General features: G+C 65.8%; 15 protein-coding genes. 6 read left to right on the top strand and 9 right to left on the bottom strand.

Annotated features, from left to right (window positions below; all coding sequences use genetic code 11):
• The first annotated feature begins 97 nt into the window (after nt 1-97).
• From G570_RS06325 to G570_RS06310, 4 genes are read left to right on the top strand one after another with little or no spacing between them, the layout of a single operon-like run.
• Nucleotides 98-1,450, top strand: coding sequence for an aromatic ring-hydroxylating oxygenase subunit alpha (locus G570_RS06325; protein WP_037500277.1), 1,353 nt, complete (start codon nt 98-100; stop codon nt 1,448-1,450).
• Complete coding sequence (locus tag G570_RS06320; protein WP_037500273.1) at nt 1,450-1,740, top strand: putative quinol monooxygenase; 291 nt, start codon at nt 1,450-1,452, stop codon at nt 1,738-1,740. Before G570_RS06325 ends, G570_RS06320 begins: the two co-directional genes overlap by 1 nt.
• On the top strand, nt 1,740-3,380 hold the full coding sequence (locus tag G570_RS06315) for a class I adenylate-forming enzyme family protein (RefSeq protein ID WP_037500271.1): 1,641 nt from the start codon (nt 1,740-1,742) through the stop codon (nt 3,378-3,380). The genes G570_RS06320 and G570_RS06315 overlap by 1 nt, the downstream gene beginning before the upstream one ends.
• On the top strand, nt 3,377-3,673 hold the full coding sequence (locus tag G570_RS06310; protein ID WP_037500267.1) for a putative quinol monooxygenase: 297 nt from the start codon (nt 3,377-3,379) through the stop codon (nt 3,671-3,673). Before G570_RS06315 ends, G570_RS06310 begins: the two co-directional genes overlap by 4 nt.
• Here the strand turns inward: G570_RS06310 and G570_RS06305 are convergent.
• The 8 genes from G570_RS06305 to G570_RS06270 all read right to left on the bottom strand — a co-directional run bounded on the left by G570_RS06305 (nt 3,670) and on the right by G570_RS06270 (nt 11,230).
• A complete protein-coding gene (locus G570_RS06305) occupies nt 3,670-4,200 on the bottom strand; it encodes a VOC family protein (protein WP_037500266.1) in 531 nt (176 codons plus the stop codon). The two genes, G570_RS06310 and G570_RS06305, sit on opposite strands and share 4 nt — an antisense overlap.
• Nucleotides 4,197-5,552 carry a dihydrolipoamide acetyltransferase family protein gene (locus G570_RS06300; protein WP_037500263.1) on the bottom strand — a complete coding sequence of 452 codons (1,356 nt, stop codon included), beginning with the start codon at nt 5,550-5,552 and terminating at the stop codon, nt 4,197-4,199. Before G570_RS06300 ends, G570_RS06305 begins: the two co-directional genes overlap by 4 nt.
• A 5-nt stretch (nt 5,553-5,557) precedes the next feature.
• A complete protein-coding gene (locus G570_RS06295) occupies nt 5,558-6,571 on the bottom strand; it encodes an alpha-ketoacid dehydrogenase subunit beta (protein WP_037500261.1) in 1,014 nt (337 codons plus the stop codon).
• Nucleotide 6,572: 1 nt separating this feature from the next.
• Complete coding sequence (locus G570_RS06290; RefSeq protein WP_037500259.1) at nt 6,573-7,547, bottom strand: thiamine pyrophosphate-dependent dehydrogenase E1 component subunit alpha; 975 nt, start codon at nt 7,545-7,547, stop codon at nt 6,573-6,575.
• Nucleotides 7,544-8,875, bottom strand: coding sequence for an aromatic ring-hydroxylating oxygenase subunit alpha (locus G570_RS06285; RefSeq protein ID WP_037500256.1), 1,332 nt, complete (start codon nt 8,873-8,875; stop codon nt 7,544-7,546). Before G570_RS06285 ends, G570_RS06290 begins: the two co-directional genes overlap by 4 nt.
• Nucleotides 8,876-8,885: 10 nt before the next feature.
• Nucleotides 8,886-9,647, bottom strand: a complete 762-nt coding sequence (locus tag G570_RS06280; protein ID WP_037500253.1) for an SDR family NAD(P)-dependent oxidoreductase — start codon at nt 9,645-9,647, stop codon at nt 8,886-8,888.
• A gap of 9 nt (nt 9,648-9,656) precedes the next feature.
• Nucleotides 9,657-10,403, bottom strand: coding sequence for an SDR family NAD(P)-dependent oxidoreductase (locus G570_RS06275; protein WP_037500250.1), 747 nt, complete (start codon nt 10,401-10,403; stop codon nt 9,657-9,659).
• 65 nt (nt 10,404-10,468) lie between these two features.
• Nucleotides 10,469-11,230, bottom strand: a complete 762-nt coding sequence (locus tag G570_RS06270; RefSeq protein WP_037500247.1) for a glucose 1-dehydrogenase — start codon at nt 11,228-11,230, stop codon at nt 10,469-10,471.
• A gap of 114 nt (nt 11,231-11,344) precedes the next feature.
• Between G570_RS06270 and G570_RS06265 the strand changes: the two genes are divergently transcribed.
• Complete coding sequence (locus tag G570_RS06265) at nt 11,345-11,992, top strand: TetR/AcrR family transcriptional regulator (RefSeq protein WP_037500245.1); 648 nt, start codon at nt 11,345-11,347, stop codon at nt 11,990-11,992.
• On the opposite strand, the gene G570_RS06260 is transcribed toward G570_RS06265, so the two are convergent.
• The gene (locus tag G570_RS06260) at nt 11,989-12,720 is read right to left on the bottom strand and encodes a ThuA domain-containing protein (RefSeq protein WP_037500242.1); all 732 of its coding nucleotides are present in this window, start codon (nt 12,718-12,720) and stop codon (nt 11,989-11,991) included. The genes G570_RS06265 and G570_RS06260 overlap by 4 nt on opposite strands.
• A 68-nt stretch (nt 12,721-12,788) precedes the next feature.
• Here G570_RS06260 and G570_RS06255 point away from each other — a divergent pair, with 68 nt between their 5' ends.
• Nucleotides 12,789-13,982, top strand: coding sequence for a CaiB/BaiF CoA transferase family protein (locus G570_RS06255; protein WP_037500240.1), 1,194 nt, complete (start codon nt 12,789-12,791; stop codon nt 13,980-13,982).
• Nucleotide 13,983 lies beyond the last annotated feature (1 nt).

Here is a 13,983-nt window from a genome sequence, read left to right as displayed (position 1 = left end):
TCGTCGCGCCCTTACGGTGGCGTGTCCCATAGCCTATTGAAAAACAGTCATGATTGTTTTTTATAAGTCGCAATTAGAAGGATCGGAGAGAGTCGATATGACCGTGGGTTTTCGCGGCTGGGACATCCACATCGGTGCGCCCCACCCCTTCAACGATCGCGCGCCGGAGATCGACAACGGCACCGCGCGGCCCGATCCCAAACGCTATTACGACAAGGACATCATGGCGGCCGAATGGGACCGGGTGTGGACCCGCACCTGGCTGCTCGCCGCGGTCGAGGCCGACCTGCGCGAGACCGGCGATTTCGTGCGCTTCGACATCGGCCACGAAAGCTTCATCGTCGTCCGCGCCGAGGACGGCACGATCAAGGCGCACTACAACGTCTGTCCGCACCGCGGCAGCCGGCTGGTGCTCAGCGATTTCGGCTCGCTCGACGGCTTCACCTGCCCGTTCCACAGCTGGCAGTTCGACCTCGACGGCCAGAACACCCGCGTCACCGATGCCGAAACGTTCGAACCGGCCGTGCTGTGCCACGGCACCGACCTGACGTCGGTCCGCTGCGAAACGGTCGCGGGGCTGGTGTTCATCACCATGCGCGACGATTTGCTGCCGGTGCGCGAATGGCTGGGCCCGGTCGCCGACCACCTCGCGCTCTACGATCCGGCGTCGATGAACGTCATCCACCACAAACAGTCCGACTGGGGCGCCAACTGGAAGGGCGGGGTCGACGCCTTTTACGAGCTCTACCACCTCCATTCGGTGCACCCGCAAACGCAATGCGTGATGGACGACCGCACCCAGATCGACCTCTACCCCAACGGCATGAGCCGCCAGTTCGTGCCCTTCGCCCAGCCGAGCCCGCGTTACCCCGACCAGCAAACGGTCAACCCGGGCATCCAGATGATGCTGGCCGACGCGGGGATCGATCCCGAAAGCTTCGAAGGCACCGCGCAGGACAGCCGCGCCGCAATCCAGGCCGCGAAGCGGGAACGGGCCGCCAAATACGGCCTCGACTATGACAAATTCTCGGACACGCAGCTGAGCGACAGCACGATCTACGGCATCTTCCCCAACGTGCAGATCGGCTGCCACCCGGAGGCGCTGTTCATCCACCGCTTCCTGCCGCACCCGACCGACCCGGAACAGTTCACCTACGATAACCTCATCCTGTTCCGCCACGTCGACGCGCCTGGATACAAGGCACCCGCGTGGATGGGTCTTGGCGACGAGGTCGATACGACCGGCATGATCCGCCCCGACATCGCCCGCGTGCCGCTGGGCGTGCCGCCCGAACTTGGCGAAGTGCTCGACCAGGACAGCGAACTGCTGCCGATCGTCCAACAGGGCGCCAAGTCGCGCGGCTTCAAGGGCCCGCTCTGGAGCTACCAGGAAGGGCGGCTGCGCCACTTCCATACCGAACTCGACCGCTACCTTTCCGGAGAGAAGTAATGGCCTACAGCTTCCTGTCGCGTTTCCGGATCAAGACCGAACATGACGACGAATTCGTCGCCTTGATCGACCAGATGGAAGCGCATGCCGCGGCCGAGGCCGATACGCTGGCCTATAAATTCTACCGACTCGACCAGGACGGGGGCTACGCGGTGTACGAAAGCTTTACCGACGAAGCGGCGGACAAGGCGCACCAGGCCAATCCCGCGACGCAAGGCATCATCGCGCGGATGATCGAGATCATCGACGGCGGCTACGTCCGCGAAATGCTGTACGACGTGAAGGGCTGATGACCGGCACCTCTTTGACCCTCGGCGCCTTGCTGCGCGACAGCGCCGCCGCGGCGGGCGACGGCGACGCACTGGTCTTTCCCGAACGTCGCCAGTCCCACAATCAGCTCAACGCCGCGGCGCGGAGCTGGGCGAAGGCGCTGGTCGGGCTGGGCGTCCGGCCGGGTGAACATGTCGGCATCCTGCTGACCACCCGCCCCGAATTCGTCGAGCTGCTGTTCGGCATCGCCATGGCCGGCGCGGTCGCGGTGCCGGTCAACGCGCGCTACCAGCCGGGCGAGCTCGCCTACCTCGTCAAGGACGCCGACCTCGTCGCGCTGATCACCACCGGCAAGGTCGCCGACAACCTCGATTTCGCCGCGCGGCTGCACAGCGCACTCCCCTCTCTCGCAGCCGCCGGCGATGCCCGTTCCCTGTCCCTGCCCGAGGCCCCGAAGCTGCGGCAGGTCATCTGCATCGACGAGCCGTGCAGCGAGGGCCTCTTACCGCGCGACAAGGCGCTGGCCGCGGGCGACGCGGTCGAGGAAGCGGAGATCGACCGGCGCATCGACGCCACCGATCCGCAATCGACCGGCCTCATCCTCTACACCTCGGGCACCACCGCCAATCCCAAGGGCTGCCTGATCCGCCACCGCGGCATCGTCGGCAACAGCCGCAACCTCGCCGACCGCTACCGCATGGAACAGGGCGACCGTTTCTGGTCGCCGCTGCCGATCTTCCACATTGCCGGCATCCTGCCGATGGTCGCGGTCATCGATCGCGGCGGCAGCTACCTCACCATTCCCGCGTTCGATGCGGGCGTGGCGCTGGAGATGCTGGAGCGCGAGAAGGCGACCCACGCCTTCCCCTGCTTCGTCACCATCATGCAGGACCTGATCGAACATCCGCGCTTCGCGACCACCGACCTCAGCAGCGTCCGGCTGATGAACAGCAATTTCGCGGTGCAGCCGGACTGGATTCGCGACAAGATGACCGCTGCCATGCCGCATACCATCCAGGTCGGCACCTACGGCCTAACCGAAGGCAGCGGCACGATCTGCACCAGCCGGCCCGAAGACCCCTACGACCAGCGCGTCTACCGCCTCGGCGTGCCGCTGAAGGATTGGGAAGTGAAGATCGTCGACCCAGAAACCGGCGAGGAAAAGGCGACCGGCGAGCAGGGCGAAATCGTCGCGCGCGGGCCGAACATGCTGGCCGGCTATTACAACGCGCCGGAAAAGACCGCCGAAAGCATCCGCGATGGCTGGCTGCATACCGGCGACATCGGGTCGATCAATGAGCATGGCCACATCATGTTTCACGGCCGCACCAAGGACATGCTGAAGGTAGGCGGCGAAAATGTCGCGGCGGCGGAAATTGAAGCGGTGCTGCAAACCCACCCGGCGGTGAAGCTGGCGCAGGTCGTCGGCATCCCCCACCCCCGCTATGTCGAGGTCCCCGCCGCCTTCGTCGAGCTGAACGCGGGCGCCAGCGCGACCGAGGCCGAGCTGATCGCCCATTGCGACGGCCAACTCGCCCGCTTCAAGATGCCGCGCCACGTCCGCTTCGTCCGCGAATGGCCGATGTCGACCAGCAAGATCCAGAAGTTCAAGCTGCGCGACGACCTCGCCGCCGAACTCGCCCAGGGAGCCGATGCATGAGTGCCAAGTCGTTTATCGCCAAGCTGGTCGTGAAGCCCGATCGCCGCGACGAATTCATCGCGCTGCAGACCGAGCTGAAGGGGCTGGTGTTCCAGCATGAGCCCGACGCGCAGGTCTATGAGCTGCTACAGTCGGAAGACGACCCCGACACCTTCTATTGCGTCGCGACGTTCAAGGACCAGGCGGCGTTCGACCATCATATGGGGATCGACTTCCACGACCGGCTGGTGCCGCCGATCCTCGACTGCCTGGCGAGCGATATGGAACTGGGCTTCTACCGCTCGCTTAGCTAGGCGAATTCGCGCCAGGGCGCCTTGCCGTCCCATTCGTCCGCCGCGCGGCGGACCTTGCCGAAGAAGGCGTGCATTTCGGGCACGTCGGGCAGCACCTCGACCATGAAGCCGCCCGCGGTGCGCGTGTCGACATAGGTGAAATCGATGCTGCCGAAGCGACCGCTCGACGCGGTCTGGAAGCCGAGGTCGTTGTAGCGCTGCGTTTCGGCGAACACGTCGGGCACGATCACCGCGACGTGGTGGAAGGCCATGCCGCCCGGCGGGCCGTCGGGAAAGGCATCGCGATAGACGGACGGCGTGTCGTCATGCTGTTCGACCAACTCCATCTGCACGTCGCCGGCCTGCGCGAGGCACAGGCTGAAGTCGGTCCGCTGCGGCCGCCCGCGATGGTGCGGATCGTCGAGCTGGATGTGGCGCAACATCAGGAACGGACCACACTGCATCGAGCGCGATATCTTCTCCGCCGCGGTCTCGAGATGGTCGACCACCCAGGCGATCTGGATGATCTTCGCGCCGGGCAGGATCATAGCGCCTCCGGTTGTTCGATCAGCCGCGCAAGAGCGGCCAGGAAGCGCGCGCCGTCGGCGCCGTCGATCGCGCGATGGTCGCAGCTCAGCGAGAGGTGCAGCACCGGCACGATGCGGATCGCACCATCCTCGTCGATCGGTTCGGGCCGCGCCGCACCGACCGCCAGGATCGCGCCCTGCGGCGGGTTGATGATCGCATCGAATTGCTCGACTCCATAGGGACCGAGGTTGGACAGCGAAAAGCTGCCGCCGTCGATTTCCTCCTGGCGCAATTTCGACGCCCGCGCCCGCGCCGCGAGGTCGGCAGTGGCGGCGGCGATCTCGGTCAGCGACAAGCGTTCTGCCGCGCGCAGGACCGGGGTAAGCAGTCCTTTGTCGGTCGCCACCGCGACGGCGATGTCGGCGGTGGGCAGGCGGTGGATATCGGTGCCATGCACCTGGATATTGACCGCCGGCACTTCGCGCAGCGCAAGCGCGACGGCTCGGACGAGATAGTCGTTGACGCTCGCGACCTTGCCCGCCTTTTCGCGCGCGGCCATCAGCCGGTCGGCGCGGACGCGGCGGCGCAGGTAGAAATGCGGGATATTCTGCTTGGCCTCGGTCAGCCGCCGCGCGATCGCCTTGCGCATCGGGGTCATGGCGACGATCTCGACCTCGCCTGACGGTGGGGTCGCGGACACGCCCGCCGCGGCGAGCACGTCGGCCTTGCAGATGCGGCCGCGAGGACCGCTGCCCTTCAACCCTTCCAGCGCCACCCCATGCCGCGCCGCCAGCCGCCGCGCCATCGGCGAGGCGAAGGCCATGCCGCCGGTGTCGGGATAGGGTCCTTTCAGGTTCGGCCGCGCTTCGGGGCGGAGCGCCTGGTCGACGTCGATCAGCATGATCCGCCCGCCGCGACCGCTGCCGCTTAGGCTCGACAAGTCGAGCCGCGCTTCCTTGGCGCGGGCGCGGGCGGCGGGGCTGATGGCGACGGTGTCGGCAATGACGTATGCCGGCGCTGGCGCGGGCTCAGGTGCGGGCGCCGGTGCGGGTGCATCGTCGTCGTCCGTGGAGAATCGGGTGTCGGCGGCCTTGAAGGAGCCGACGAAGGCGTCGAGTCCGGCCTCGTCGCCCGGCTCGCCGAGCACCGCCAGCAATGCGCCGACCGGATGGGTCTCGCCCGCTGCCGCGACGATGCGCAGGAAGCGGCCGTCGGCCTCCGCCTCCACCTCGTTCGTGATCTTGTCGGTTTCAATGAGCGCCAGCACATCGCCCTTGGCGAACGCCTCCCCTTCGGCGACCATCCATTCGCCGATCATGCCTTCGGACATTTCGATGCCCCATTTGGGCATGGTGAAGGCCTTGAGCGCCATGCGGCCTAGCTCCGGAAGGCGAGCGTGGTGCGCACCGCCTCCTCGATTTTCGCGGGCGAAGGCAGCCACGCCCGTTCCAATTCGCGCGCGAACGGGATCGGGGTGTGCAGGCCGGTCACCATCTGCGGCGGTGCCTTGAGCGCGGTGAAGGCCTTCAAACTGGCCAGCGCGGCGATGTCGGCGGCAAGGCTGCAGCGCGGCGGGCTTTCGTCGACCACGACCAGCCGCCCGGTTTCCTCGACGCTGTCGAGGATCGCTTCCTCGTCCATCGGGCTGGTCGAGCGGAGGTCGATGAGGTCGCAGCCGATGCCGTCCTCCGCCAGCTTGTCCGCCGCCTTCTGCGCGAAGTTCACCATCCGCCCGCAGGCGACGATGGTCACGTCCCCGCCCTCGCGCACCATGCGGGCATGGCCGAAAGGCACGCGATATTCGCCGTCGGGCACTTCGCCCTTGGCGCCGAACAGCGCCTTATGTTCGAAGAATAGCACCGGGTCGTCGCCGCGTAGCGCCTCGGTCAGCAGGCCCTTGGCGTCGGCGGGCGTCGCGGGCAGCGCGATCTTGAGGCCGGGGATCGACGTCATCATCGCATAGACCGACTGGCTGTGCTGCGCCGCCGTGTTCATGCCCGCGCCGTAGATCAGGCGGATGACCGCCGGGCAGCGCGTCTTGCCACCGAACATGTATCGGAACTTGGCCATCTGGTTCCACAGCTGGTCGAGGCTAACGCCGACGAAATCGGCGAACATCAGCTCGGCCACCGGGCGCTTGCCGGCCAGCGCCGCGCCCGCCGCCGCGCCAACGATGGCGCTTTCGGAAATCGGCGTGTCGATGACGCGGTCGGCGCCGAACTTGGCGTAGAGCCCGCCGGTCGCGCCCCAGATGCCGCCGATGGCTTCCGGCCCGCCCGCGGTACCCATGCCGCCGACGACATCCTCGCCCAGCACGATGATGCTATCGTCGCGCTCCATCTCCTGATGGAGGGTCGCGTTGATCGCGTCGCGGATGGTCATCACCGCCATGTCAGTAACTCACATAGACGTCGGCATGGACGTCGTCGGGGTTGGGAGGCGGCGCGGCGCGGGCTTCGGTGACGGCGCGGTCGATGAGCGCAGCAACCTTCGCGTCGATCGCGTCGAGGTCGGCAGCGTCGAGCAGGCCCCGCTCGCCCGCCGTCTTGCGGAAGGCTTTGAGGCAATCGCGCTGTTCGCGGATACGGTCGAGTTCGCCCTTGCCGCGATAGCGCTGCGGGTCGCCTTCGAAATGGCCGTAGAACCGTTCGGTATCGAGTTCGATCGCGGCCGGTCCGCCGCCGCCGCGGACATGGTCGAGCAGGTCGCGCATCGCGTCATAGGTGGCGAAGAAGTCGCAGCCGTCGGCACGCCAGACCTTCATCCCGAACGCCTCGGCGCGGCTGGCGATATCGCCCGCGGTCCCGACCGCATAATCGACCCCGGTATGCTCGGAATAATGGTTGTTCTCGAACACGAAGATGGCGGGCGCCCTGGTCACCACCGCCATGTTCATCGCTTCGAACGTCGTGCCCTGGTTGCAGGCGCCGTCGCCGGAGAAGGCAACCGACACCTTGCCACGGCCGTCAATCTTGGCGCTGATCGCCGCGCCCACCGCGAGCGGCGCGCCCGCCCCGACGATGCCGTTGGCGCCCAGCATGCCGACCGACACGTCGGCGATGTGCATCGACCCGCCCTTGCCTTTGCACAGGCCATCGGCGCGGCCGTAAATTTCCTTCATCATGCCGACGACGTCGCATCCCTTGGCGATGCAATGGCCGTGGCCGCGGTGCGTCGAGACGATATAGTCGTCATCGTCGAGATGCGCGCAGACGCCGACCGCGGCCGCCTCCTGCCCGCAATAAAGATGGGTGAAGCCCGGGATTTCGCCGGTCTTTATCTCCTCGTGCAGCCGCTCCTCGAAGGCGCGGATGGTCGCCATCTTTTCGTACGCGTCGAGCAGCGCCTCACGGCCGAGCTGGCTCATGCCGCTCCCCCTTTCGCAAAATAATCGTCAATGACCTTGTGAAAGTGGCGGATGCGCAATTCCTGGTCGCCCAGCCACAGGCCGGGAAAGCCGCTCGAATGCATGCCCTTCTGGACGTTGGGCAGGTTGAACGCGTCCTGGTCGAGGACGAGGCCGATCGACTTGTCGCCATGCTTGAAGAACTGGTGCTTGGGACGGCGATGCTCGCGCTCCGGATCGTCCTTTTCGGCATCGGGCAGCTCGAACATCCATATGTCGTAAAACATCTTGTCAGGATCGTCGGGGTGCGGCCGTTGGCGGAACAGCATCAAATCGTCCGCGTGCGTGTTCAGCGTCACGTTGGGGAAGATCATATAGTGATAATCGTCGGTCAGCTGGTCGTCGTTCAGCTCCGAATAGTCGCGGCCCTTCTTCTTCGCGCCTTTCCGCATCTGTTTCTGGATCGCCTTGCGGATGCCGGTCATCGGGCCTTCCCAGTCGGCGGGGTCCATGCCGGCCTTTTCCATCATGTACATGATCGGCGGCGGGATCTGGCTGGGCAGCGCCTTTCGCGGGCTGATCGTCCCGAAAGGGATGAGGTAGCGGTTGTGCCGGTCGTAGCAGTCGATCTGCAGGTTGACGTCGTCGAGGTACCACATCAGCTGCGGATGGATGCCCTGGACGTGATAGCTTTCGTTGAAGGCGTCGACGCTGGCCTTCCAGTTGCAATTCCATTCGACCGTGATGTCGCGCACCCAGCGCATCCGCTCGAAATGATAGGGGTCGAGGTGGCGCGGCAGCGGGTCGAGATAATCCTGCAGCGGCTCGACATCCGGATTGAGCGAGAACCAGACGAAGCTGCCCCATTCGCCCGCAGGCAGCGGCTGGATCCGCGCGCCCGGCGGGCAGCCTTGGGGGAAGCTCGACAGGTCGGGGATATGCTCGATCTTGCCCTCGAGATCGTAGGCCCAATGGTGGTACATGCAGCGGAAATTTTCCGCGCCCTTGCCGATGCCTTCGGGCCGCAGCCGGTTGCCGCGGTGCAGGCAGACGTTGTGGAACGCCTTCACCGACCCGTCGGGCTGACGGACGATCAGCACGCTCTCCTTGCCGATATCGGTGCAGATGTAATCGCCGGTTTCCGGTATGTCGTCGCTCCGCCCGCCCAACAGCCAGACCTTCGACCAAACATGCTGCCATTCCTGCTGCATGTAATCGCGGCTGGTGTAACGTTCGGCGGGAATGAGGTCGTAGCCGAGGCCGGGATCGGGCGCCTTGTCGACCGGCGTGCCGTTGCCGGCCGCCTTGGGACTGACCCTCTCGATCCTGACCTGGCGCTTGATGTCCACCTATCGCGCCTCAGAAATGCGTCCGGTTGGTGAAGCCGCCGTCGACGATCAGGTGCGACCCGTTGACCCAGCTCGCCGCGGGCGAGGCGATGAAGGCGACGCAGCGGGCGATTTCCTCGGGCTTGCCGAAGCGGCCCTGCGGCTGCTGGCGCAGCGTCGCGTCGTAGAATTTCGTCATCGTGTCCTTGATCATTTCCCAGTTGCCGCCTTCGAATTCGATCGGGCCGGGGGACACGACGTTGACGCGCACGCCGTCCTTGCCGTTGGCGAGCGCCAGCTGCTTGCCCCAGGTGATGAGGCTGGCCTTCATCGCATTGTACGGCTGTGGCCCGCCCATCGCTTCGCCTGCCGAGGTGGTGGCGATGAGGACGATCGAACCCGACTGGCGCTTGACCATGTGCGGCAGGACCGCGTCGACCGCGCGCACCGGGCCCATCACGTCGACTTCGAATGCCTTTTCCCAATATTTCTCGCTGCCCAGCCCGCCGCCGGCGGAGGTGATGGGAATGAGGATGTCGCAGCCTTCCAGCTGATCGACCGCTTTTTCGACCCATTTCTTGTACGCGTCGGGCTTCTTCACATCGACCGCGCCGCCGACGACCTTGGTGTCGTAGCGTTTCAGGCTGGCGACCGCGTCCTTGACCGCGTCGGCGCTGCGCGCGCTGATGGCGAGGTCGCAGCCTTCGCGCGCCAGCACCTCGGCGATGGCATAGCCGATGCCGCGCGCGCCGCCGACCACGATCGCCTTCTTGCCCTGAAGCCCCAGATCCATCGCTCTCTCCTAGCCCTTCAGTTCCGCGCCGGTCGGCAGTCGCAGCAATTGCGCGCCGCCCGACACATGGACGATTTCCCCGGTCGCGAAGCAATCGTCCGATGCCAGCCAGCTGACCGTCGAGGCGACCTGCTCCGGCGTCACCAGCCCGCCCAGTGCGGTTTCATTCCGGTAGATAGCGGCGATCCGATCGTCCGACAAAAATGCCTCGGTCATCGGCGTGCGCGAAAAGCCCGGCGCGACCGCGTTGACGCGGATCCCGCGCGGCCCGAATTCGAGCGCCGCGATACGTACGATATGGTCGAGCGCGGCCTTGGCCCCGGCATAGGCGGCCAGCCCCGTACCCGGCACGCGCGCAGTCAGCGAGGAAAACAGCGTGAAGCTCGAGCCTGCGCCCATCTGCGCCACGAAATGCTTCATGAAAAGCAGGTTGCCGGTGACGTGGATCGCGAATTGTGCCTCGATCCGCTCGCGCTTGATCCGGGCGATGCCGCCGACGTCGGTCGTGCCCGCGGCATTGACCGCGGCATGGACCGGCCCGACCGCCGCTGCCAGCGCCTCGATCGAAGCTTCGTCGGTGACGTCGCAGGCGTGCGCAGTTCCGCCGATGTTGGCCGCGAGTTTCTGCAGTGGCTCGATCCGCCGCCCGGCCACCGCGACGCGGTAACCGTCACCGGCCAGCCGCCGCGCGACGGCCTCGCCCAGTCCACCCGGACTGGACGCGCCAAGGACGACGGCGGTGCGCTTCTCGCTCATCCCCTCACCCTTGCTTCACCCTTCGTCGCGGTTCAAGAAAAAAACAGTCCTGCTTGTTTTTTTCTTCAGCCCGCCGGGGTGATGGTCAGGCCGTTGTCGATCAGGATTTCGGCGCCGGTGACGAAGCGCGATTCGTCGGACGCGAGGTAGAGGATAAGGTTGGCGACATCCTTCGGCGCGCCGATCGATCCGGCCGGCAGCACGCCGTCCGGCACCTCATGCTCCTCGCCCGGCCGGCCCATCGCGCCCTGGATCATCGGCGTTTCGATCGAGGCCGGATGCACCGAATTGCAGCGGATCGGATAACCCTTCTGCTGGCAGTGCATGGCGATCGACTTGGTCATCGAGCGCACCGCACCCTTGGCCGCCGAGTAAGCGAAGAAGGGCGGATAACCCAGGTGGCTGGCGGTCGAGCTCATGTTGATGATCGACCCCGCACCCGATTTGGCCATTAGCGGCAGGGCATATTTGACGCCCAAAAACACGCCCTCGCTCATCACCGCCTGGACTTTGCGGAACTGTTCGATGGTCGTTTCCTCCGGGTCGGCGACGACCACGATGCCGGCATTGTTGACGAGGATGTTGAGCCCGCCGAACGCCTCTGCGGTTTTGGCAATCGCGGCCTGCCAGTCGTCCGGCGAGGAAACGTCGAGCTTCACCGCAATCGCCTTATCGCCCAGTTCGGCGGCCAGCGCTTGCGCCCCCGCCACATCGATGTCGGCGACGACGATCTTCGCGCCCTCTTCGGCCAACCGGCGGCAATCCGCCTTGCCCAGCCCCGACGCGCCGCCCGTCACCAACGCCACCTTGCCATCGACCCGGCCCATGACTGCCACTCCTGCTTGTTCTTTCCGTCAAACCGCTTATGGCCCGAACCCGGCTTGACTTGTCAAAGCAAAAACAATCATGTTTGTTTTTAATTTCGCATCGGAAGGTTGAAGATGGCGCGCACCGCCGCTCGCAAGGCCCCCGCCGCAAGGGCGGTCGCCGAGCCCACCCAGCAGGCGCTGAAAAGCGCCCAGACCCGCGCCCGGCTGATCGAGGCGACGATCCGCTGCCTGATCAAATATGGCTACAGCAGCACCACGACGCTGAAGGTCGCGGCGGAAGCCGGCATGTCGCGCGGCGCGATGCTGCATCATTTCGAAAATGGCGGCGCGCTGATGCAAGCGACGATCGGCGAATTGATGGAGCGCCGCCTGCGCGCCTTCCGCCGCGCGGTCGATAATCCCGCGCCCGACGTCCACACGCTGGTCCATACCTATTGGAAGCAGCTGCTCAGCCAGACCTTTACCGCCTTCGTCGAGCTGGCGATCGCCTCGCGCACCGACAAGGACTTGGCCAGGATCCTCGAGCCCGCGCAGGAGCAGTTCCGCCAGCGCTGGTATGAACTTGCGATCCAGCTGTTCCCCGAATGGCAGCAGGACCGCAAGAGCTTCGACCTCGCTCTCGCACTCACCCAGAACACGGTCGAGGGCATGGCGATCAACCGCCTGATCCACGGCTGCGACGAAGCGATGATCGACCCGGTGCTCGACAATCTGGAAGCGCAGATCCTCGCGCTCCGTCCCAAGAAAAAGAAGGGCTAGGCGGGACGATGCATGGCCCAGCCGATGGCGCGGCGCAGGATCTCGGTGAACACCGGGTAATTCCATGCGCAGCGCTGCGGATGGGGCCAGAAACGGGCGAGCGGACGAAGGTCGTAATGACCGCGGCAATGGCCGAGCGTGCAATAGAGGATCGCCCCCTGCCCGACCGTCCGTTCGTAGAGGATCGGCACGTCGGGATCGGCGGCCAGCGCGTCGGCGAAGTCGGGGCATTCGCCTTCGAAACTTGCGGCCATCAGCACGTCGATGTCGGCGGTGCGTTCGCTGACGTACAGCTCGTCCTCGACACTGAAATCGCGCAGCCCCTGCGTCACCGGATGGTCGTGGCGAACGATGCGCACCGGGAAAGGCTCGATCGGCGGGTGGCCAAGGAAGCGGGTGCCGAGCATCTCCATGAACGCTGGCGCTTCGTTGGGCGTGGTCGCCTTGCCGTCGGCGGCGAAGCGGATGATCGAATTGGTGCCGTGCAGCGCGATCCAGCGTCCGCCCTTGTCGAGGAACGCCTTGAGCGCCGGCAGCTCGGCATCGGTCGGAACCAGGTCGCACGTGTAGGTGACGAGGATATCGCAGGCCGCGATGCGGTCGCTATCGGCATAGCTGCAGCCGACGCTGGTGCGGATTTCGGGTACCTCGGCGAGGAGCTTGAGCAGCTCCAGCCGCGCGAAGTCGATGTCGTGATATTTGCCCGCCGCAATGAGGTGCGCCTGCATGGTGCGATCCTGTACCTGCCTACACGCGCGAGGGTATCGCGCCGAATGCCGCTGGCAAGGGCCGCGGCATGAGCGGGGGTCGCGGACAAGGACCGCTCAGGGGCATCAAGGTGCTCGACCTCACCAGCGTGCTGATGGGGCCGTACGCCACGCAGATCTTCGCCGACCTGGGCGCGGACGTGATCAAGGTCGAAGGGCCGACCGGCGATACCACCCGCCACCTGCCGCCCGCGACCGAACCCCTGCGCGGGGCGATGTTCGTCAATCTGAACCGCGGCAAGCGGAGCATCGCGCTCAACCTCAAGAAACCCGAGGCGGTCGAGGCGCTGATGACGATGGTCGAACAGGCCGACGTCTTCATCCATTCGATGCGCGGGGCGGCGATCAAGCGGCTCGGCCTCGGCGGCGACGCGGTGCGGGCGCGCAACCCGCGCATTATCTACGCCAACCTCTACGGCTTCGGCGAGAAAGGGCGGTATCGCGACTATCCGGCCTATGACGATATCGTCCAGGCGGCGTCGGGACTGACCGACCTCCAGAAGCATCTGAACGGCGGCGAGCCCGCCTATCTGGCCACCGTCGTCGCCGACAAGGTCGCGGGCCTGACCGGCGCCTACGCCATCATCGCCGCGCTGTTCGAGCGCGAACGCAGCGGCAAGGGCCAGGAAATCGAAGTGCCGATGTTCGAGACATTGGTCAGCTTCATGTATGCCGAGCATCTCAACGGTTCGCTCTACGATCCGCCGATGGGGCCGGCCGCTTACCCCCGCGTGGTCGCGCCCGAACGCCGACCCTATCGGACCCGCGACGGCCATATCGCGCTGATGATCTACACCGATCGGCACTGGCAGGCCTTTTTCGACGCGATCGGCAATCCCAACTGGTCGAAGGACCCGATGTTCGCGTCGATCACCGAGCGGACGAAGAATATCGGGACGGTGCTGGGGCGGCTGTCGGACCTGTTGATCGATCGCACGACCGACGAATGGATGGACCTGTTCCGCCAGATCGAAGTGCCGGCGATGCCGATCCTGACCCCGACCGGCCTGCTCCACGATCCGCATCTTGAGGAAGCGGGCTTCTGGGTCGAGCGGGAGGAATACGGGCACCGGATGCGCTTCCCGGGAATCCCGACCCGCTTTTCCGAAACGCCGGGCGCGGTGGGCGATCCGGGACCGCCGCTGGGCGCGGACGGAGACGCGGTGCTGGCGGAATATGGACTGGACGCCGCTGCGCTCAGGGCTGCGGGAGCGCTGAAGTGAC

The sequence above is a fragment of the Sphingomonas jaspsi DSM 18422 genome, from assembly GCF_000585415.1.
GTDB lineage: Bacteria > Pseudomonadota > Alphaproteobacteria > Sphingomonadales > Sphingomonadaceae > Sphingomicrobium > Sphingomicrobium jaspsi.
This window is presented reverse-complemented; position numbering and strand designations above follow the sequence as displayed.